Annotated in this window: 16 protein-coding genes; 4 read left to right on the top strand and 12 right to left on the bottom strand. The window is 70.6% G+C overall.

Annotation, left to right across the window (positions count from 1 at the left end; translation table 11 throughout):
• Window positions 1-8 precede the first annotated feature (8 nt).
• The 4 genes from CP970_RS42935 to CP970_RS42920 all read right to left on the bottom strand — a co-directional run bounded on the left by CP970_RS42935 (window position 9) and on the right by CP970_RS42920 (window position 3,439).
• A complete protein-coding gene (locus CP970_RS42935; RefSeq protein WP_055545178.1) occupies window positions 9-653 on the bottom strand; it encodes a nitroreductase family protein in 645 nt (214 codons plus the stop codon).
• A 34-nt stretch (window positions 654-687) separates the two neighbouring features.
• Window positions 688-2,061 (bottom strand): aminotransferase family protein, encoded by a 1,374-nt coding sequence (locus CP970_RS42930; protein ID WP_055545177.1) that lies wholly within the window; start codon window positions 2,059-2,061, stop codon window positions 688-690.
• A 176-nt stretch (window positions 2,062-2,237) separates the two neighbouring features.
• On the bottom strand, window positions 2,238-2,942 hold the full coding sequence (locus CP970_RS42925) for a 2-phosphosulfolactate phosphatase (RefSeq protein ID WP_055545176.1): 705 nt from the start codon (window positions 2,940-2,942) through the stop codon (window positions 2,238-2,240).
• Between the two features lie 101 nt (window positions 2,943-3,043).
• A complete protein-coding gene (locus tag CP970_RS42920) occupies window positions 3,044-3,439 on the bottom strand; it encodes a nuclear transport factor 2 family protein (RefSeq protein WP_055545175.1) in 396 nt (131 codons plus the stop codon).
• Window positions 3,440-3,659: 220 nt separating this feature from the next.
• Here CP970_RS42920 and CP970_RS42915 point away from each other — a divergent pair, with 220 nt between their 5' ends.
• Together CP970_RS42915 and CP970_RS42910 are read left to right on the top strand one after the other, a co-directional pair.
• Window positions 3,660-4,430 (top strand): alpha/beta hydrolase, encoded by a 771-nt coding sequence (locus CP970_RS42915; RefSeq protein ID WP_398656799.1) that lies wholly within the window; start codon window positions 3,660-3,662, stop codon window positions 4,428-4,430.
• Between the two features lie 146 nt (window positions 4,431-4,576).
• Entirely contained in the window at window positions 4,577-7,402 is a 2,826-nt protein-coding gene (locus CP970_RS42910) for an ABC transporter substrate-binding protein (RefSeq protein ID WP_150494681.1), read from the top strand.
• Window positions 7,403-7,459: 57 nt separating this feature from the next.
• Here the strand turns inward: CP970_RS42910 and CP970_RS42905 are convergent, their stop codons facing one another.
• The 5 genes from CP970_RS42905 to CP970_RS42885 all read right to left on the bottom strand — a co-directional run bounded on the left by CP970_RS42905 (window position 7,460) and on the right by CP970_RS42885 (window position 11,760).
• Complete coding sequence (locus CP970_RS42905) at window positions 7,460-7,831, bottom strand: hypothetical protein (RefSeq protein WP_055544990.1); 372 nt, start codon at window positions 7,829-7,831, stop codon at window positions 7,460-7,462.
• Between the two features lie 197 nt (window positions 7,832-8,028).
• On the bottom strand, window positions 8,029-9,096 hold the full coding sequence (locus CP970_RS42900) for an LCP family protein (protein WP_055544991.1): 1,068 nt from the start codon (window positions 9,094-9,096) through the stop codon (window positions 8,029-8,031).
• Between the two features lie 13 nt (window positions 9,097-9,109).
• Window positions 9,110-9,625 (bottom strand): transglycosylase SLT domain-containing protein, encoded by a 516-nt coding sequence (locus CP970_RS42895; RefSeq protein ID WP_055544992.1) that lies wholly within the window; start codon window positions 9,623-9,625, stop codon window positions 9,110-9,112.
• Between the two features lie 264 nt (window positions 9,626-9,889).
• The gene (locus tag CP970_RS42890; RefSeq protein ID WP_055544993.1) at window positions 9,890-11,101 is read right to left on the bottom strand and encodes a sensor histidine kinase; all 1,212 of its coding nucleotides are present in this window, start codon (window positions 11,099-11,101) and stop codon (window positions 9,890-9,892) included.
• Complete coding sequence (locus CP970_RS42885) at window positions 11,098-11,760, bottom strand: response regulator transcription factor (protein WP_055544994.1); 663 nt, start codon at window positions 11,758-11,760, stop codon at window positions 11,098-11,100. Before CP970_RS42885 ends, CP970_RS42890 begins: the two co-directional genes overlap by 4 nt.
• A 254-nt stretch (window positions 11,761-12,014) precedes the next feature.
• Here CP970_RS42885 and CP970_RS42880 point away from each other — a divergent pair, with 254 nt between their 5' ends.
• Complete coding sequence (locus CP970_RS42880) at window positions 12,015-13,454, top strand: ABC transporter permease (protein WP_055544995.1); 1,440 nt, start codon at window positions 12,015-12,017, stop codon at window positions 13,452-13,454.
• 1 nt (window position 13,455) lies between these two features.
• Complete coding sequence (locus CP970_RS42875; RefSeq protein ID WP_224059051.1) at window positions 13,456-14,184, top strand: ABC transporter ATP-binding protein; 729 nt, start codon at window positions 13,456-13,458, stop codon at window positions 14,182-14,184.
• Between the two features lie 65 nt (window positions 14,185-14,249).
• Here CP970_RS42875 and CP970_RS42870 read toward each other — a convergent pair whose 3' ends face one another.
• The 3 genes from CP970_RS42870 to CP970_RS42860 all read right to left on the bottom strand — a co-directional run bounded on the left by CP970_RS42870 (window position 14,250) and on the right by CP970_RS42860 (window position 18,450).
• The gene (locus CP970_RS42870) at window positions 14,250-15,329 is read right to left on the bottom strand and encodes a WD40 repeat domain-containing protein (RefSeq protein WP_191095026.1); all 1,080 of its coding nucleotides are present in this window, start codon (window positions 15,327-15,329) and stop codon (window positions 14,250-14,252) included.
• The gene (locus tag CP970_RS42865; RefSeq protein WP_150494677.1) at window positions 15,263-16,348 is read right to left on the bottom strand and encodes a serine/threonine-protein kinase; all 1,086 of its coding nucleotides are present in this window, start codon (window positions 16,346-16,348) and stop codon (window positions 15,263-15,265) included. The genes CP970_RS42870 and CP970_RS42865 overlap by 67 nt, the downstream gene beginning before the upstream one ends.
• A 74-nt stretch (window positions 16,349-16,422) precedes the next feature.
• Window positions 16,423-18,450, bottom strand: a complete 2,028-nt coding sequence (locus CP970_RS42860; RefSeq protein ID WP_055544997.1) for a WD40 repeat domain-containing serine/threonine protein kinase — start codon at window positions 18,448-18,450, stop codon at window positions 16,423-16,425.
• Between the last annotated feature and the right edge of the window lie 131 nt (window positions 18,451-18,581).

Raw genomic sequence — 18,581 nt, 5'->3', positions numbered from 1 at the left:
GTATCGATTCACCACGTATCGATGTGCAGCACCTGTTCGAGCGGCTGGCGCGCCGCAGGCCGGAAATCGGTGCCCAGGGAGTACGCCGTCGGGATCAGCGCCGCCTGGACGATCCCGTCGGGGAGGCCGAGGAGTTCCGCGATCTCCTTCTCGTACATCAGGTGCAAGGTGGTCCAGGCGGTGCCGAGCCCGCGTGCGCGGGCGGCGAGCATGTAGCTCCAGGCGGCCTGGATGATCGACCCCCACTTGCCCGCTTCGTTGTACTCGGGAGCCTCGTTCGCGTCGAGACAGGGGATGACGAGTACGGGCACCTCACCCATGTGGTCGCCCAGATGGGCCACGCTGTCGCCCACGCGCCGCTGCACGGCGTGGCGTTCGGGGTCCTCGGGGAACAGCGACGCGCACGTTCCCTCCGAATTCAGATACGTCTGCACCGCGCGCCGGTAGAGGCGGCCTATCTCGGCCCGCTGCTCCGCGTCCGTCACGACCATCCAGTGCCAGGTCTGCCGGTTGCTGCCCGACGGGGCCTGCAAGGCGACGCGGACGCAGTCCTTGACGAGTTCGAGCGGCACGGTCCTGGTCAGGTCGAGCCGCTTGCGCACGGAGCGTGTGGTCGTGAGGAGTTCGTCCGGATTCAGGTCCAGGAGCGGCATGAGGTACTCCTTCGCTGTAGGCGTTTCAGGTGTTTCAGGGCCGGACCCGGCCGTCGGGCTCGACGCGGGCGAGCACGGCGTGCAGCCCGTCGGCCAGTTCGTCCGCCGTCGCGCGGTCCATCACCAACGGCGGGTTGATCAGCAGGGAGCGCGGGTTGCCGCGCAGGATGATGCCCGCGTCCTCGCGCAGCGCCTGTGCCACCGGGGCCGTCCCGGTGGGGAGTTGGGCGCGTGTTTCCTTGTCCGCGACGAGTTCGACGCCGAGCATCAGGCCGATCTGGCGCACGTCGCCCACGACGGGCAGGTCGGTGAGCGTGGCCAGCCTGTCGGCCAGGTGGCCGCCGGTCGCCGTCGCGTTGTCGAGCAGCTTCTCCCGCTCGATGATGTCCAGGTTGGCGAGCGCGACCGCGCAGGCGGTGGGGTGGCCGGTGTACGTGAATCCGATCGGGAAGCCGGTCGCTCCGGTGACCGCGGCCGCGACCTCCTCGGTGACGAGCACCGCGCCGTGCGGGACGTAGCCGGACGTGAGGCCCTTCGCGGTGACGAGCAGGTCGGGACGGACTCCGAAGTGTTCGGCGGCGAACCAGTGCCCGGTCCTGCCGTAGCCCGTGACCACCTCGTCGAAGATCAGCAGGATGCCGTGGGAGCGCAGCAGTTCGGCGACCCGGGGCCAGTAGTCCGGCGGCGGGACGACCGCGCCGCCGACGCTCATGACCGGCTCGCCGATCATCGCCGCGATCCGGTCGGGGCCGATCCGCTCGATGGTCTCGCGCAGTTCGCGCAGGCAGAACTCGGTGACGTCCTCGCCCTCGTACGCGGCGTTCTGGTAGGGATCGGGGGCGGTGAGGTGGTGTACGTGCGGGAGTTGGGGACCGAAGCCCTCGTGGTACACGGGAAGGCCCGAGACGCTTCCTGCTCCGTAGGCGATGCCGTGGTAGGCCGTTTTGCGCGAGAGGATCCACGTCCGCTCGGGCTGCTGCCTGCGGTAGTGGAAGAACCGCGCCATGCGCAGGGCGATCTCGTTGCCCTCCGCTCCCCCGCTGGTGAAGAACGCCCGGTCGAGACCGGCGGGCGCGAGATCGGTCAGCCGTACGGCCAGTTCGATCGCCTTGTCGTTGCTCATGGACTCCCAGAGGTGGAAGCACTCCAGAGTGGCCAGCTGAGCGGCGGCGGCCGCCACGATCTCCTCCCGCCCGTGCCCCACCTGCATCATGCCGAGCACCGCGGCGGCGTCCAGATACTGCTTGCCCAGACTGTCGCGTACGTAGCAGCCACGGCCCTCGACCATGACGGTGCGGTCGGTGCGGCCGCCGGGGAGATTGGGGTGGATGAGCCGGTCGCGGTCGGCCAGGACCCACTGTGCCGTCCGGTCCTGGCCGGGAATCGGTGCCGTCGAGAAGGTGGGCATGGGGCAAGCTCCTTTGCGAAGTCCCTCGGGAGACATCGGGAGAGGTACGAGGGAGGACCGCAGCCACGACGAACGGCTGCCGGATCGCGGGGAGTCTTGCAGCGGGGGGTTGTGTCCGGCTGGCACGGTCACACGAGCGGAACGTCAAGCGGCCTGCAAGGGAGCGGCGTCGTGCGTCAGCTTCCGCCTCCCCGACGCGGCACGGGCCGAGTCCGGTGCGGCCGCAGCACCGCCAGCCCGTCCTCGAGTCCGACCTTCATCGCGAAGTCGAACCGGTCCACCTCCACGCACAACTCCGCATCATCGGGGTGCGCGCCGCCGCGCCGCCCGCCACGCAGGTCGTCCGCGGCCGGGGAGGTGCGGGCACGACGCAGCCAAGGGCCGGGATCGGGAGCGTCCCCGGCCAGCAGCCGGTCCAGGTAGTCGGCGCAGGCCAGGTCCTCGGCGGCGCGGCCGTCCTCACCGGTGGCCACGAACGTCACCGCGTCGGCGCCCGCCTCCGCCAGGGCCCGGGCCGTGGCGCCCGCCACGACGAAGCTCGCGCACAGCGCCAGTTCCGCTTCGACGACCGCCAGGGCACCCACCGTTCCCGCGGTGGTCTTCTGGATCACGGTACGGCCGGTCAGGTCCGCCGCACGGATCAGGCCGGGAGAGTTGACCAGGTCGAACCCGTCGGCAGGCGGCCCGTCCTTGAGCGCGAGCCAGCCCGCGTGACGTGCCTTGACCGCCAGTGCCTCGTCCGCGTCGGCGGCGAGAACGATCTTCTCCGCCCCGCGGTGGAACGCCCAGGCGGCGGTGGTGAACGCCCTCATCACGTCGATCACGACGGCCACCTCTTCGGTGCCGTCGACCTCGGGTATTCCGACTGTTCGCGATGTCATCCCGGGATGGTTCCAGCCCACCGAAGTGATCCACAAACGGTTTCCGCCCCGGCCTGTCGAGGCCGACCGCGTCAGGCCCGACCGCCTCAGGCCAGACCGCGTCAGACCGAGCGCGCCGGGTCGGCCGGCCGCGCCGGAATGTCCCCGGCGAAGACGATCATCTGCGCGATGCGTCCCTGCTGGATGTGCACCACGTCGGTGCCCGACAGCGCGGACCGGTCGTCGGCCGCCGCGTAGCGCCACTGGTAGCGCGCCCACTCCCCCGGCGCGTCGACGTCCGAGCAGCGCTCCATCGTGCCTTCGCCGCCCGAGTGGCGGCGCAGGTCCAGGACGAAGGCGCCCACCGCCTCCACGCCCTCGGACCGGCCCCACGGCCCCCAGAAGGTGATCTCGGGGCTCAGCGCGCGCGAGAGCCGGTCGACGACGCTGACGTCGTCCGGAGCGTTGAACGCGGACAGGAACATGTCGATCGCGGCCCGTGCCTCATCGCTCTCCATTCCCCTACTACTACCACGCCCTCCCAGGACCGCCTGCGCCGATGCCGGTCGATCGAACGCACCGCTCGTTCCCCCTTGTTCAGCGCCCGCATAGCATCCCTCCGGCGGCAAAGGGGCAGCCACGCGCTCCGCCACGAGAGAATCGGGTGAGATCGATGGATCGAGAAACATCCGCGGACACGGTCGTCCTCCTTCACGGCCTCTGGATGACACCGCTGTCGTGGGAGCACTGGGTCACCCGCTACGAACAGCGCGGCCTGCGTGTCCTCACCCCGGGTATCCGGGCATCCCGCCCGGCGAGGCCGGTGTCCGGGCGATCCGCGACGATCCCTCGCCCTTGGTCGACCTGGGCGTACGCGAGATCTTCGACCACCTCGGCGAGGTCATCGGCGCACTCGACGCGAAGCCGATCATCATCGGCCACTCCTTCGGCGGGGTCTTCGTGCAGCTGCTGCTCGACACCGGATACGGAACAGCGGGGGTGTCCGTCGATGGCGCCGCCGTGAAGGGCCTCAAGGCGCTTCCCCTCAGCGAGATCAAGGCGACGCTCCCCGTACTGCGCAACCCCGCCAATCGACACCGGGCCGTGCCGATCACGGAGAAGGAGTTCCATTACGCGTTCACGAACAATCTGAGCGTCGAGGAATCGAGGAGGGTCTTCGATCGCTACGCGATTCCGGTGTCGGGCCGCATGCTGTTCCAGGCCTCTCTGGCCAACTTCACGCCGAACGCCGTGACGACCTACGACTTCGCCAACGACCACCGCGCCCCCCTGTTGTTCATCGCCGGTGGCAACGACCACATGCTCCCGCCCCCGGTGCAGCGCGAGAACTACAAGAAGAACGCGGAACGCTCCGAGGCGATCACGGCCTTCAAGCTCTTCGAGGGCCGCAGTCACTACACGTGCGGCGAACCGGGCTGGGAGGACGTCGCCGACTTCGCCCTCGACTGGGCACTGGCACCCTCGCCGGGCGAGCTCGACAAGGGCTGACGAGGACTGACGAGGACTGACGCGTCTCGTACCGCCGCACCCGCCACTGCGACCCCTGCGACCCCTGCGCCAACAACACCCCTCCCCCGGCAGTAGATTGAGGATCAACGACGGGCGAGGATGCCCTGTCGACGGGGGAGGCAGGGATGCAGGGTTCGGTCCTGGACGGCCGGTACACGCTCGTGGAGCGCATCGGCGCGGGCGGCATGGGCGAGGTGTGGCGCGCGGAGGACTCGCGGCTGCAGCGGCGCGTCGCCGTCAAGGTCCTGAGCACGCCGCGCGGCACGACGACGGCGGAGGCGGAACGCTTCCTCGCCATGTTCGTGCGCGAGGCGCGGGCCGCGGCGGCGCTCGACAGCTCGTACATCGTGCCCGTCTTCGACCACGGGTCGGCGGACGGCGTCCCGTACCTGGTGATGCCGCTGCTGTCCGGGCGTACGGTCGGGGAGTTGGTCCTGGAGGCGGGGCCCCTGGCGCCCGAGCGGGTCGCCGCGATCTCCGCGCAGGTCTGCCGGGCCCTGGCCACCGCGCACCGGGCGGGCATCGTGCACCGGGACATCAAACCGGCGAACGTGATGGTGACGGACGAGGGCACGGTCAAGGTCCTCGACTTCGGCATCGCCAAGTTCCTCGACGCCACCTCCACCGCCGGATATCTGACGGGGACGGCCGACGCGCCCGTGGGCACCCTGCACTACATGGCGCCGGAGCGCTTCACCCGTGGCACGGACGACGGGCGCTGCGACGTGTACTCGCTGGGCTGCATGGTGCACGAACTCCTCACCGGCAGACCGCCGTTCGACGCGGACTCCGCCGCCGCGCTCATGCACGGCCACGTGTACGAGACGCCGGACCCGCCGTCCGTACGCCGCCCGGAGCTGGCCCCCGCGTGGGACGACCTGGTCGGCCGGATGCTGGCCAAGCAGCCCGGCGACCGCCCCGACGCGCAGGGCGCCGGTGACGCCCTGGAGAACCTGAGCGCACGGAACCCGACCCCCCAGGCTCCGCCCTCGTCCGGCGCCCCCACCTCCTACTCCCTCGCGCCGCCGCTTCCCCCGATGCCGCAGTCCCCGCCGCCGACCGCGGAGGCATCCGGAGCACCGCCGCTCCCCACGGTCACCGGCCCGTCCCCGTACGCCCACGTCCCCTCCCCCGGCCCCTTCGTGACCCCCTCCCGCCCGGTCGGCAGGTCGCGGGCCAAGGTCTGGGGCATCGGTGCGATCGTCGCGGTGGCCGCGGGGGCCCTGGTGACGACCCTCACGATCGTCGACCCGTTCGGGGACGCGTCGAAGGACGGCGGGGACGGCGCCAAGGGGAAGGGGCAGGGAAGTTCCAGCGAGGGCAGCGGGATCCAGACCGATGAGCTGACCCGGGCCGCGACGGCGGGCCTCGTCGTCGGCGACGCCGCCGACTCCAAGGGCCCCGCACCCGCCCTCAAGGGTGCCCGCAAGGGCGGCCAGGTCACTGTGCTCGAACCGCAGGACTTCACCTCGCTCGACCCCGGCATGATGTGGCCCGGCAGCACCGACCACCAGCTCGCACGCCTCGTGTACCGCGGGCTCACCACGATCAAGGCCCAGCACGGCCGCCCGGTGAAGGTCGTCGGCGATCTCGCCGAGGACGCGGGACGGACGCCGAACGGCCGGGACTGGACGTTCAAGCTCAAGCGCGGCCTCACGTACAACAACGGAACGCCGGTCCGCTCCCAGGACTTCCGGTACGCCGTCGAACGCACCCTCGAACCGGAGCTGGCAGCGGGCGATCCGATCCTGCGCAGGTTCCTGTACGGCCTCAAGGACGCCGACGCCGAGTCCGCGAAGAAGAACGCGATCGAGACACCGGACGACCGCACGATCGTCTTCCATCTCGCCAGTGCCCACCGGGATTTCAACGTCGTCCTCGCGGGCCCTTCGGGTGCGCCGCTCCCGAAGGGGGCCACCGGCTCGGCCGGGCGCACCGAGGCGCTGCCGTCCACCGGCCCGTACCAGATCACCAGCAACCCCTCCGACACCAAGAACGTCACCCTCGCCCGCAACCCGCACTGGCAGAAGGGCAGCGACCCCGTGCGCGGCGCCTACCCCGACGGCTACCGCATCCAGACCGGAGTGCAGCTCCAGGAGATCAGGCACCGCATCGGCTCGGCGGCCGCGGGCCAGGCGTTCATGACCTTCACCGGGACCGATGATCCGGCCGGGGTCCAGGGAGGTCCCGCCGGCACGGCGAAGTCGGTCAAGTTCCCGGCCTGGAACGCCCAGTCGTACTTCATCAACACGGCCCGGGTGAAGGACCGCGACGTACGCAGGGCCATCGCGACCGCCCTGCCCGCCGACCAGGTCCTCAAGGCGAGCGGAGGGCAGGGGCGCGTGACCGCTCACCTGATGCCGCCGGGGGTGCGCGGATCAAGCAGCGCCGGCGACGTCTACCACGCGGGCAAGAACGGCAACCCGACCACCGCTCGCGCGCTCCTCGAGGACGCGGACGCACTCGGCTATCGCCTCACCCTCGCCCACCCGGACACCAGGATCGACACGGACCGCGCGGAGGCCGTCCGCGCGGGCCTGGAGAAGGCCGGGTTCAGGGTGACCGTCAAGAAGGTCTCGATCTCCTCCTTCTGGGCCGACGCGGCCGCCGGCAAGTACGACATGTTCCGCATGTCCGTCGGCGGCGGGCTGCCCACCGCCGCCAACTACCTTCCTGACCAATTCGACGGACGCCAGCCCTTCGAGACGTCGAGCAACTACAGCAGGCTCAAGAGCAAGCAGGTGAGCGAGGCGATCGACGCGGCGGGCGCCGCGCCGAACCTCGAAGCGGCAGGCAAGCTGTGGGCGGAGGTGAACCGCCTGGTGATGGAGCAGGCGGCGGCCGTACCGGTGTACGTACCGGAGCGCACCTACCTGTACTCACCGGCGCTGCGCGGGCTGCAGGTCGACCTGTCCGGGCTTTCACCGATCAACGCGTACGTACGCGGGTGAGGGTGCGCCGAGCAGGGCGCATGCCAACTCGCCCTGCTCAGTGCCGACGTGGCTCCCTCATCGGGGGCCGTGCCACGACCCCCGGCCGCGCACCGTGATGTCCAGCCGGTCCGAGGCCCGCCACTCCCCGGTGGCGCGGCTGATGACGTAGCTGACCCTGGCGGCGCCGGGCCTCGGGGTCGGGATGGTGAAGAGGGTGCTGTGCCCCACTTCGGTGGCGTCGACGACGTGTGTTTCGACCCGCGAGGTCCGCAGGACTCCGGTGTCCCAGCGCAGATAGACCTGATCTCCGCCGCTCATCCCCGCGTACGGCTCAACACGGATCACCAGCTGCGGAATTCCGTCGTCCAGGACCACCGCGCTGTCGACCGCTTCGTCGATCGTGGGTGCGGCCAGCCGGTCCACGGACGCATCGGAGACGTCTGTCATGTTGTGCTCTCCCCATGTCCCCATGCCTGCGTCGGCACACCACCACCGGGATCGGGACGGCATGCCGACGCCTTCACTGCCCATCTTCCTCAGTCAGGCGCTCCGCGTACACGCCTTGTTCGCGCTTTGTGTGCCCCGTGTGCCCTGTTGACGTACGCGCTGTCGACTGCTTGTGGTCGCACCGCTCTGCCGCGGCGTCAGGAACCCGCCGAAACCGGCGACTTCGTCGCGTCGCCCACCGACGCCTCGGTCGCCGACTTCGGGATGGCCCTGTCCTCGCGCAGCGCGGTCCAGACCCGGTGCGATGCCTTGTCCAGGGGCAGGACGCGTCCCGAGTTCCGCGCGTCGTAGGTGACCGGCATCGTGACGGTGTCGGTGCGGTCGGGGCTTATGCCCCTCAACTCCTTCGCCAGGCCGAGGAGTTTGTCCGCCGACGCCAGCTCGGAGTCGGCGCTGATGGCCTTGGTGGCGGTGTCCGCGAGTGCGTACGACTTGGCCGGGCTGCCGAGCGGATCGACGGTGTCGGCGCGGTGGATCAGGGCCTTGATGAACGCCTGCTGGAGCTGGATGCGGCCGAGGTCGCTGCCGTCGCCGACGCCGTGCCGGGTCCGGACGAGCTCCAGCGCCTCCTTGCCCTTCAGCATGTGCTTGCCCGCGGTCAGGTCGAGGCCGCTGTTGGGGTCGTCGATGGCCTCGCGGGTGGTGATGTCCACGCCGCCGAGCTCGTCGATGAGCTTCTCGAATCCCTTGAAGTCGACTTCGAGGTAGTGGTCCATGCGGACGTCCGACATCTTCTCGACCGTCTTCACGGTGCAGGCAGGGCCGCCCACCTGGTACGACGAGTTGAACATGGTCTGCCGCGCGCCCGGCGCGGTGCCGCCGTGCGGCTTCGCGCACCGGGGGCGCTCGACCATCGTGTCGCGCGGGATACTGACGACCGAAGCCTTCTTGTGGGTCTTGTCGACGTGCAGGACCATCGCCGTGTCGGCGCGGGCGCCGCTGACGCCGCGGCCGTACTGACCGCGGGTTCCGCCCCGGGAGTCCGACCCGAGCAGGAGGATGTTCATGGACCCGTCGCGCCGCTCGCCGGGCCGGTCGTGTCCGAGCGCGGCGTTGACGTCCGTGCCCCGGATGTTGCCGTCGAGGTGCTGCCAGGCGTAGGCGAGGCCTCCTCCGCCGACGAGGGCGACGCCGAGCGCGCCCCACGCGACGTACCGCAGGGCCCTCTTCCGCGGCTTGCTCCGGGTTCCGCTCCCGTACGACATGCGCTGCCCCCGCTCAGTAGGCGGAGTCGACGTTGTCGATGGAGCCGTACCTGTCGGCGGCATAGTTGGCGGCCGCGGTGATGTTGGCGACCGGGTCCGTCAGCTCGTTCGCGGTGCCCTCGACGTGGTAGGTGTCGAAGGTCGGCTGGATGACCTGCAGCAGGCCCTTGGACGGGGTGCCGTTCTGCGCGTTGACGTCCCAGCCGTTCTGCGCGTTCGGGTTTCCGGACGACTCGCGCATGATGTTGCGGTGCAGCCCCTCGTACGTACCGGGGATGCCCTTGGCCTTCATGATGTCGAGCGACTCGCGGATCCAGCCGTCGAGGCTGTCCGGGTAGTTCTTCTCGGCGGCGGCCTTGGTCACGGCGGCGCTCGGCGCGGCCGCCTCGGCGGCGTGCGCGGGCGAGGGAACCAGCGTGAGGGCCGCGGCGGCGGCACCGGCGGTGGCGATGCCTGCCACGGAGAGCTTGCGGAGACGAGCGGTGCGGCCGGTGCGGGCGGCGCCGGCCTTGATGTGCGTGGGGGACATGCGGCGGTGACTCTCCAATGCGCGGATGGCGCGTGGGGGGCTCTGCTTGCGTGTGTCAGCCAGGCATAACGGCGCACGGTGTCAGGACGCAAAGGTGTGACGTACTACCCCGGTACGCAGACCGCCCTGACCAGCCCCTTCACGACCACCACAGGGCCCCGTCGCGATTCTCCGTCGGCGCTACTACCGCGCTTAGCATGTGACGTGGCTCCTATGGGTGGGCTCACACCCACGGCGGTTTTTCAGACACGTATGCCGGGCCGGTCAGGCGCTCGGCCCCGGCAGCACGACCCGCACCACGAGCCCTCCGCCCGTGCGTGCCGTCGCCGATGCCGTGCCGCCGTGGGCGCGGGCCACCGAGCGGACCAGGGCGAGTCCCAGGCCGTGGCCGCGTTCGCTGCCCACCCGGGGCCTCGCCCGGTAGAACGGTTCGAAGAGGCGGTCGGTGATCTCCGGGGCGATCCGCGGACCGGAGTTGCCGACCTCGAGGACCACACCTTCCGCGCCCTCGTCGCGCACGGTCACGTCCACGAAGCCGTCCGGGGCTCCGGTGTTGTGGGTGACGGCGTTCTCGACGAGGTTCGTCACCAGCTGCCTCAACAGCGTCGCGCTGCCCAGGACTTCGCAGGGGGCGACATCGGCGTGGACGGCGAGCGCGGCTCCTTCGGCGGGCGCGGTGGCGTCGGCGACGACCTCCCGTACGAGAGCCGCGAAGTCGACCGGCTCGGCGTCGCACGGGACTTGGTCGGCGGCGGCGAGAGCCAGGAGTTCCTTCACGACCCGAATGTTGCGCTCATTGGTCTCCGTGAGCATCGGAAGCAGTTCGCGCAGCGACTCCCCCGAGTCGTCGGCGGCCGCGAGCTGCAGCGCGGCCCGCGTGGTGGCCAGGGGGGTGAGCAGCTCGTGCGAGGCGTTCGCGGCGAACCGCTGGTGCGCGGCGAAGGACTCCTCCAGGCGTTCCAGGGTGGTGTCGAAGGTGTCCGCGAGCTGCTTGAGCTCGTCACGCGGACCCTGCGCGTTGATGCGGTACGCCAGGTCGCCCTCGCCCGCCTGAGCGGCCGCCCGGTTGATCGTGTGCAGCGGTGCGAGCAGCCTGCGCGAGAGCACCCAGCCCGCGGCCAGCCCCACCGCGGTCACCACAAGGAGCCCGCCGATGGAGATCGCGAGCACCGAGGCCCAGACGTCCTCCTTGTCCCGGACCACGCCTGACGCGGGGATCTTCTGCCCGGGTTCGGGGGTGCCGCTCGGGCTCACCGTGTGGGGTTCGATCCACTGCGGCTCGCCGGAGGAGCTGCTCGGCAGGGGGCTCGGCACCTCGATGGGAGTCGTCAGGTCGTACGTGGGGACGAAGCGGATCCCGACGTAGATCACGGCGACCATCAGCGCCGAGCAGGCGACCAGGGCGCCGCCGAAGCCGAGGAAGAGCCGCAGATGGATGCTGAGGGCCCGGGGGCGCCCGCGCCTGGGCAGCCTCACTCGCTGCCCAGGTAGTAGCCCGCGCTGATCGCGGTGTGCACGAGCTGCGGCTCGCCCAGCTTCTTGCGCAGCGTGTGCACGACGAGGCGGACGGCGTTGGTCAGCGGGTCGGTGTGCGCGTCCCACGCCTTGTCCAGGAGGTACTCGGCGCTGAGCACCCCGCCGTCGGCGCGCAGCAGCAGCTCCAGGACCGCCAGTTCCTTCGGGGTGAGACGGATCTCCTGGCCCGCGCGGGCGACCCGGCGCCGGTGCGTGTCGAAGGTGAGGTCGGCGAAGGTGAGCACGGGCGCGTGGGCCTGGGGGCTGCGCCGGTACAGGGCGCGCAGCCGGGCGACCAGCTCGGGGAAGTCGAAGGGCTTGGCCAGGTAGTCGTCGGCGCCGAGGCCGAGGCCCGCCACCTTGTCGCCGAGGCGGCCCGCGGCCGTCAGCATGAGGATGCGGCAGTCCAGGCCCTGGGCGACGATGCGGCGGCAGACCTCGTCGCCGTGCACGCCCGGCAGGTCCCGGTCGAGGACCACCGTGTCGTAGTCGTATACGGACACCCTCTCCAGCGCGGCCTCGCCGTCGTGGACCACGTCCACCGCCATGGCCTCGCGGCGCAGCCCCATCTCGATGACGCGCGCCATGTACTGCTCGTCCTCGACCACCAGCACCCGCACGCGTCCGCCCGCCCTCGCCCGATCGGTCCGTCCCGGTCGGTGAGCCCCGATCGGTCCCGCTCGCCCCGGGACGCCGTGAAAGGAGCTTCCGCGCGGCTGAGAATTCCATGAATTACCGGATACTCGGTCCCGGTAATTCGCCCTTGCCACGCCCACATTTACCAGATCTCGTCTGTGAACCGTGTATGAGGACGGCGGCCGCACCGCGGGAACCAAACACGGTTGAAAGCGGGAACTGCCTAGCGTCCCATGGCATGAACCTCTTCAAACGGGCCTGGTGGCGGCTGACGGGCCACCTCGGGAAGACGCTGATGCTCGTCGGCCTCTTCTTCGTGATCTGCACCCTGGTGCTCTCCGGCTTCCTCATCGAGGCCGCCGCCGCACGTGCCGCGGACGCCGCCAAGCAGCGGGTGGGCGCGGTGGCCACGATGCAGCTGGACGTGAACGGCCTGATCAACTCGGGGAAAATGGAGAAGCCGGACGGGCCGCAGGGCGGCAGCATCGGCAAGGCGGGTGATCTGCACGCGAGCCTCGTCGACAAGATCTGCGAGTCGACCGCGGTGGCGAAGTGCAATTACTCGACGGACGGCGGCGCCTTTCCCACGAAATCCACCAAGCTGCACCAGCCCGTTCCCCCTCCGCAGGGCCAGGACTCACTCGGCACGGACCTGTTCAGCGCCTCCGGAATCCTCGATCTCGGCGAGGTCAAGGAATTCCGCAACGGCGACTCGGAGCTGGTCGCGGGACACGGCATCACTCCCGACAGCAAGAGCGACGAGATCGTCGTCGAGGAGCGCGTCGCCAAGGACAACCACCTCGAGGTCGGCGACCGCATGAAGCTCATGGTCGGTGTGCTGCCGGGCGCCGGTCAGGAGCGCGACAAGCGGGAGTACTCCTTCAAGGTCGTCGGCATCTACAAGAACAGCACGCCCGACAGCGGCCAGTACGTCCCCGCGATGATGGACCCGGCCAACCGCCTGTACGTCACCCCCGGCGGCGGCTCGAAGCTGGAGGGCAAGGGCGACAAGGACACCGTCCTCAAGAACGCCACCTTCACCCTCAAGGACCCCGAGGACCTCGACCGGCTCAAGAAGGACGCCGAGGCGGCGGGCGCCGATCTGCGGATCTTCCCGATCACCGTGAACGACAAGCAGTACAAGACGCTCGTCGGCCCCATCAGCAAGACCGCGGACTTCGCATCCGTCACCGTCTGGCTCGTCGCCCTCGCGGGCACCGTGATCCTCGCGCTGATCGTCGCCTCTTCGCTGCGCGAGCGCCGCAAGGAACTCGGCATCCTCCTCTCCCTGGGAGAGAGGAAGCCGCGGCTGCTCGGCCAGCACCTCGTCGAGGTCGTCGCCTGCGCGGTCGTCGCCATCGGCCTCGCGGGTGCCTGCAGCCAGGTCCTTTCGCAGAGCATCGGCGACAAGCTGCTGGCCGGTGAGGTGTCCTCGGCCGAGGAGGACGCCGCGAACAAGTCCCAGGAGCCGGACTACGCCAACTCCATGGGGAACGGCGCCGCCGGGGACAAGGAGCCCGAGGCCCGGCCGATCAGCTCCATGGACATCCGCATCGGCCCCGCCGACATCGGCAAGGTCGGCGCCACGGGGCTGGGCATCGCGGCCCTGGCCACCCTGGTCCCCGGCTCCCGCGTCCTGCGCCTGAACCCGCGCGACATCCTCACGAAGGGCGACTGACGTGACCACCCACGCCACGCACTCCAACCACTCTGCTCATTCCGACCACTCCGCCCACTCCAGCGACGCCATGCTCGAACTCACCGACGTGACCCGCACCTACCAGAGCGGCAGCCGCCGCCGCACCGTACTCAAGGGCGTCAACTACCGCTTCGAGGCCGGGCGGATGTACGCCGTCGTCGGCCCCTCCGGATCCGGCAAGACCACGCTCCTCTCCCTGGCCAGCGGCCTTGACGCGCCGAGCTCCGGCACGGTGAGCTTCCAGGGCAGGGACGTCGCGCACCTGGGCCTCGGCCGGTACCGCAACCAGCACGTGGCGACCGTCTTCCAGTCCCTGAACCTGCTGACGTACATGACCGCGGTGCAGAACATCACCTCCGCCATGGAGATCACCGGCGTCAAGGCGGGCCGCCGCAAGCAGCGCGCCGTCGAACTGCTCACGCTGCTCGGCGTCGAGCCCACCGAACACCACCGCCGCACCCTGCAGCTCTCCGGCGGCCAGCAACAACGCGTGGCCATCGCCCGCGCCCTCGCCTGCGAGGTGGACATCCTCTTCGCGGACGAGCCCACCGGCAGCCTCGACCACGAGACGGCCGACGGAATCATCGAGGTGTTCCGCCGACTCGCGCACGACGACGGCAAGTGCGTGATCGTCGTGACCCACTCCAAGGAGGTCGCGGCGGCGTCGGACGAGGTGTTGCACCTCAAGCGCGGGAAGCTGACGGCCTAGGGATAGGGGGGTGTGCGTCCTGCGGGGCACCGGCCCGTCACATGAGCGCCCTCACATGAGCGCCCTCACGTGAGCGTCCACAGCAGGACCGCATCCTTGTCCGAGTAGTGCACCGCGCTCATGAGGCCCGCCGCCAGCCACTTGCCGTCCGGGCTGAACGCCAGCGCCTCCACGGAGGTGGGGCCCTTGAACGAGCTGACCTTCTTTCCCGTCACCCTGCTCCACACCCGCACCGTGCCGTCCTGGCCACCGCTCGCCAGGAGATCGCCCGCGGGGTGGAACGCGAGCGCGTGGATCATGCTGTCCGGGTTGTCGAGCGTGACGGTCTCCTGGTTCGATCCGGTGTTCCACACGTGGATCGGTCCCGACTGGTCCGCGTAGGCCAGCAGTTCGCCGTCGGGGCTGAACGCGCCGACCGCGGCGTTCTCGCTGTCCTTGACGGTGGCCGTCGGCACGCCGGTCGGGTTCCGCAGCCGCAAGGGGCGCCCGGCCACCAGCATCTTGCCGTCGCTCCTGAACGCCACCGGGCCGCCCTCCGAGTCCTTGCGGACGGCGAGCCTCTTCCCCGAGCTCACCTCCCAGACGTACAGGCCCTTGGTGGTGGCCGCCACCACGGTCCCGCCGTCCGGGCTGATGGTGACATCGGTGGCCCAGCCGTCCTGGCCACCGGCCTTGCCGGGGCCGGTGAAGGTGCGTATGAGCTTGCCGTTCTCGGTGTTCCAGACCCGGATCTTGTTCTCCTCCGCCCGCACCACGTACTGGAGGTCGCGGCTGATCACGGTGGGCTGCAGGTATCCCGGCATGCCGATGTGTACGGGCGTGCCCTTCGTGGAGGTCACGTCCCAGCGGCAGATGCCGTTGCTGCCGGTGCCGCACAGCGTGTTGCCGTCCGCGGAGAAGGCGAGGGCGCGTACGGAGTTGAGGCCCTTCAGGGCGACGGACCCCTTGGAGGCGGAGGTGTCAGAGGTGTCGCCTGGGTTCTTGCCCGGGTCCTTCTTGTCCGCCCCGTCTGCCCCGTCCGCCCCGTCTGCCTTGTCCGTCTTCTTTCCGCCGCTGGAGTCGTCTCGCCGTGTAAGGACTACGGCCCCCGCGGTGGCCGCCGCCGCGACGCCCAGACCGGCGAAGAGGAGCGTCCGCCGGGACACTCCACCCGCGTTCCCGCCCGTGGGCTCGGTCGGGGCGCCGTCATGCGGGGCGTACGAGGGCCGGTCGGGGCTGTCACCGTGGCGAGGCGGGGCTGCTGGGCCGCGAGCAGGACCGTGTGATCCCGCACGGGCACGCGCGGGTCGACGGGGGCCTCGCTTGAGGGACTTGAGGGACTTGGGAGGCTTGAGGGACTTGAGGGGCGTCCCGCGAAGCGGGCGGGGAGGTCGCCGACGGGCGGCCGCGCGCCCGGATCCTTGGCCAGGCATTCGCTCAGCAAGGTACGGAGCCGCCCCGCCCCCTCACCGTCGCCGCCCTCGACGCCATCGAGCACCGGCGGCTGATCCAGAATCCGCTGGACGACTTCGATCAGGGTCGGTGCGTCGAACGGGCCGCGCCCCGTGGCGGCGAACGCCAGGACGGAGCCGAGGGAGAACACGTCGCTCGGGGCTCCCGCCCGGTCGGCGCGGATCTGTTCCGGTGACATGTACGAGTAGGTGCCGATGACGGTGCCCGTCGCCGTGAGGGAACTGGCGTCCACCGCCCGCGCGATGCCGAAGTCGATGATGCGCGGCCCGTCGGGGGCCAGGATGACGTTGCCGGGCTTGAGGTCGCGGTGCACCAGGCCGCATGCGTGGATCGCGGCGAGACCCTCCGCGAGACCCGCGCCGAGCCGCAGGACGGCGTCCGGGGCGAGCGCGCCGTCCGACGTGACCACGTCGTGCAGGGTCGGGCCCGGGATGAACGCCGTGACCAGCCAGGGGGACGCGGCCTCGGGGTCCGCGTCGACGACCTGCGCGGTGTGGAAACCGCCGACGCGGCGCGCGGCCTCGACCTCGCGCGCGAAACGCTCACGGAACTGCGGCGCCGCCGCGAGCTCCCGCCGGATCAGCTTCACCGCGACCTGTCGGCCACCGGGCGACGTGCCGAGGAAGACCGACCCCATGCCTCCCTCGCCGAGCCGCCCTTCCAGGCGGTAAGGGCCGACCCACTGCGGGTCGTCGGGATCCAACGCGTCCATGAGTACCGTCCGGTCGAAGAGTCGAGAAGCCAACTGAGGCGCGAGCTGGCGGAGTTGAAGTGAGTCAGGCTGTCCTACGGGAGTTTCCACAGCTGCACCGAAGGTTCGACGCCGTCCGCGTCCGCCGCCGGGTTGAGCACACCCGCCAGGGTCTTGCCGTCCGGGCTGAACGCCACCGCGGGAATCGAGGCCCGGAGCGCGGACTTCGACGGACCGCCGATCAGCGTCGCGGTGACCTCGCCGGTGGACATGGACCAGAGGGTGACGGAGCGGCCCACCGTGTCGACGCCCTCCATCTCGACGTAGCCACCCGCACCGGCGATCACGCCGTGCCCCGGCTTTCCCGGCCGGTAGGCCGCCGCCAGGACGTACTCGTGCTGGTCGGTGAGTGTCCTGGTGCTGCGGCCCGCGTCCACGTCCCAGAGCCGGACACCCGCTCCGTTGGCGATGAGGGTGGCGCCGTCCTCGCTGAACGTGACCTGGGAGTAGTTCTTCTTCCGGTCTGCGGTCAGTGTCTTGGTCAGGCGGCCGGTGCGGGCGTTCCACAGCCGGATCGTGCCCTCCTTGAGGTCGGCGGCCACGCTGGCGACCGTCGCGCCGTCCGGGCTGAACGCGACCCAGCCCATGCTCCCCGTGTGACCGGTGAGCGTGGCCCTCGCACGGCCTGTCGCGGGGCTCACCAGTTCGACGCGGCTGCCCACGCCGACGGCGAGGGTCTTGCCGTCGGGGCTGATGGCCAGGCAGTTGACGCTGTCGTACTCGCCTTCGTACGTGGTGATCACGCGCTTCGGCGCGCCGCTGCGCACGTCCCAGCTGCGCAGCGTCTTGTCGAAGCCGCCGGTGAACAGGGTGCGCCCGTCACGGCTGTACACGACCGCCATGACGTTCTCGGTGTGGCCTTCGAGCGTGGCGATCGAGCGACCGGCGCCCGCGTCCCACAGCCGCAGCGTCTTGTCCTGGGCTCCGGTGGCCAGGGTGCTGCCGTCCGGGGCGAAGGCGAGGCAGCTGATGTCCTGGGTGTGGCCGGTCAGTTGGGCGACCGGTCTGGTCGCGGTGCGGGAGGCGGAAGGGCGAGGTGTGCTGCCGCCCTTCGACGTGGGCTTCCGGTCGGACGCGGGGGCGTCTTCCGGCCAGAGGAGGTAGGCGGGCACGGCGACGGCCGCCGTGGCGGCAGCGGCGATCCCGCCGATCATCAGGGCTCGTCGCCCGACCGGCTTCGCGGCGGGATCCGTCGGGGCTGCCACGGGCGGGGCCGACGGGACGGGTGGTAGAGGGGCGACCGGCGGTGCGGCCGTGGTGGAGAGCCGGTGCAGGAGATCCGCGGCGGAGGGCCGCGCGGCGGGGTCCTTGGCCAGGCAGGTGCTCACCAGCTGGTGCAGTCCCGGGTGCCCGTCGAGCCCCGTGAGTACGGGTGGTTCGCCGGTGACCCGGTGAATGATCGCCGGGACGTTCGACGCGTCGAAGGGGCTTCGGCCGGTGGCGGCGAAGGTGAGCACCGAGCCGAGGGAGAAGACGTCGCAGGCGGGCGTGACGTCGGCCGGGGTGCGTATCTGTTCCGGCGACATGTAGGCGTACGTGCCGATGAGCGTGCCGGTGTGCGTCATCGTCCCGGTGTCCGGCGCGTGGGCGATGCCGAAGTCGATGATGCGCGGCCCGTCCGGGGCGAGGATGACATTGCCGGGCTTCAGGTCGCGGTGTACCAGGGCGCACTTGTGGATCGCGACGAGGCCCTCCGCGAGGCCCGCGCCAAGGCGCAGGACGGCATCGGCGGGCAGCGGCCCCTGCTCGGTGACGAGTTGCCGCAGCGTCGGGCCCGCGATGAACTCGGTGACCAGCCAGGGGGACGCGGCCTCGGGGTCCGCGTCGACGACCTGCGCGGTGTGGAAACCACCGACGCGGCGCGCGGCCTCGACCTCGCGCGCGAAACGCTCACGGAACTGCGGCGCCGCCGCGAACTCGCGCCGGATCAGCTTCACCGCGACCGACCGGCCGGCCGGTGACGTACCGAGGAAGACCGACCCCATGCCGCCCTGGCCAAGGCGTCCTTCGATCCGATAGGGGCCGACCTGCCGGGGGTCCGAGGGACTCAGCGACTCCACCATGCGCTACTCACCACCAACGGATATGTACACGCACGGAATTGAACCATGATCCGATCCTCGCCCAGGGCTGTGAGCGGGTGTCCGTGCGGCGACGCGGGGCGCACGGTGAGCAATTAGGAAACTTTCCTGTC

Origin of the sequence: Streptomyces kanamyceticus (assembly GCF_008704495.1) — a bacterium.
Classification (GTDB): Bacteria; Actinomycetota; Actinomycetes; order Streptomycetales; family Streptomycetaceae; genus Streptomyces; species Streptomyces kanamyceticus.
Note: the sequence above shows the minus strand (reverse complement) of the source record. Positions and strands in the feature narration are given on the sequence as shown.

What these genes read in the sequence shown, in the direction of transcription:
- CP970_RS42865 (WP_150494677.1), bottom strand. Translation starts at nt 16,348, where the DNA reads ATGGACGCGTTGGATCCCGACGACCCGCAGTGGGTCGGCCCTTACCGC.
- CP970_RS42905 (WP_055544990.1), bottom strand. Translation starts at nt 7,831, where the DNA reads ATGACAGACGTCTCCGATGCGTCCGTGGACCGGCTGGCCGCACCCACG.
- CP970_RS42900 (WP_055544991.1), bottom strand. Translation starts at nt 9,096, where the DNA reads ATGTCGTACGGGAGCGGAACCCGGAGCAAGCCGCGGAAGAGGGCCCTG.
- CP970_RS42920 (WP_055545175.1), bottom strand. Translation starts at nt 3,439, where the DNA reads ATGGAGAGCGATGAGGCACGGGCCGCGATCGACATGTTCCTGTCCGCG.
- CP970_RS42910 (WP_150494681.1), top strand. Translation starts at nt 4,577, where the DNA reads ATGCAGGGTTCGGTCCTGGACGGCCGGTACACGCTCGTGGAGCGCATC.
- CP970_RS42860 (WP_055544997.1), bottom strand. Translation starts at nt 18,450, where the DNA reads ATGGTGGAGTCGCTGAGTCCCTCGGACCCCCGGCAGGTCGGCCCCTAT.
- CP970_RS42880 (WP_055544995.1), top strand. Translation starts at nt 12,015, where the DNA reads ATGAACCTCTTCAAACGGGCCTGGTGGCGGCTGACGGGCCACCTCGGG.
- CP970_RS42925 (WP_055545176.1), bottom strand. Translation starts at nt 2,942, where the DNA reads ATGACATCGCGAACAGTCGGAATACCCGAGGTCGACGGCACCGAAGAG.
- CP970_RS42895 (WP_055544992.1), bottom strand. Translation starts at nt 9,625, where the DNA reads ATGTCCCCCACGCACATCAAGGCCGGCGCCGCCCGCACCGGCCGCACC.
- CP970_RS42935 (WP_055545178.1), bottom strand. Translation starts at nt 653, where the DNA reads ATGCCGCTCCTGGACCTGAATCCGGACGAACTCCTCACGACCACACGC.
- CP970_RS42930 (WP_055545177.1), bottom strand. Translation starts at nt 2,061, where the DNA reads ATGCCCACCTTCTCGACGGCACCGATTCCCGGCCAGGACCGGACGGCA.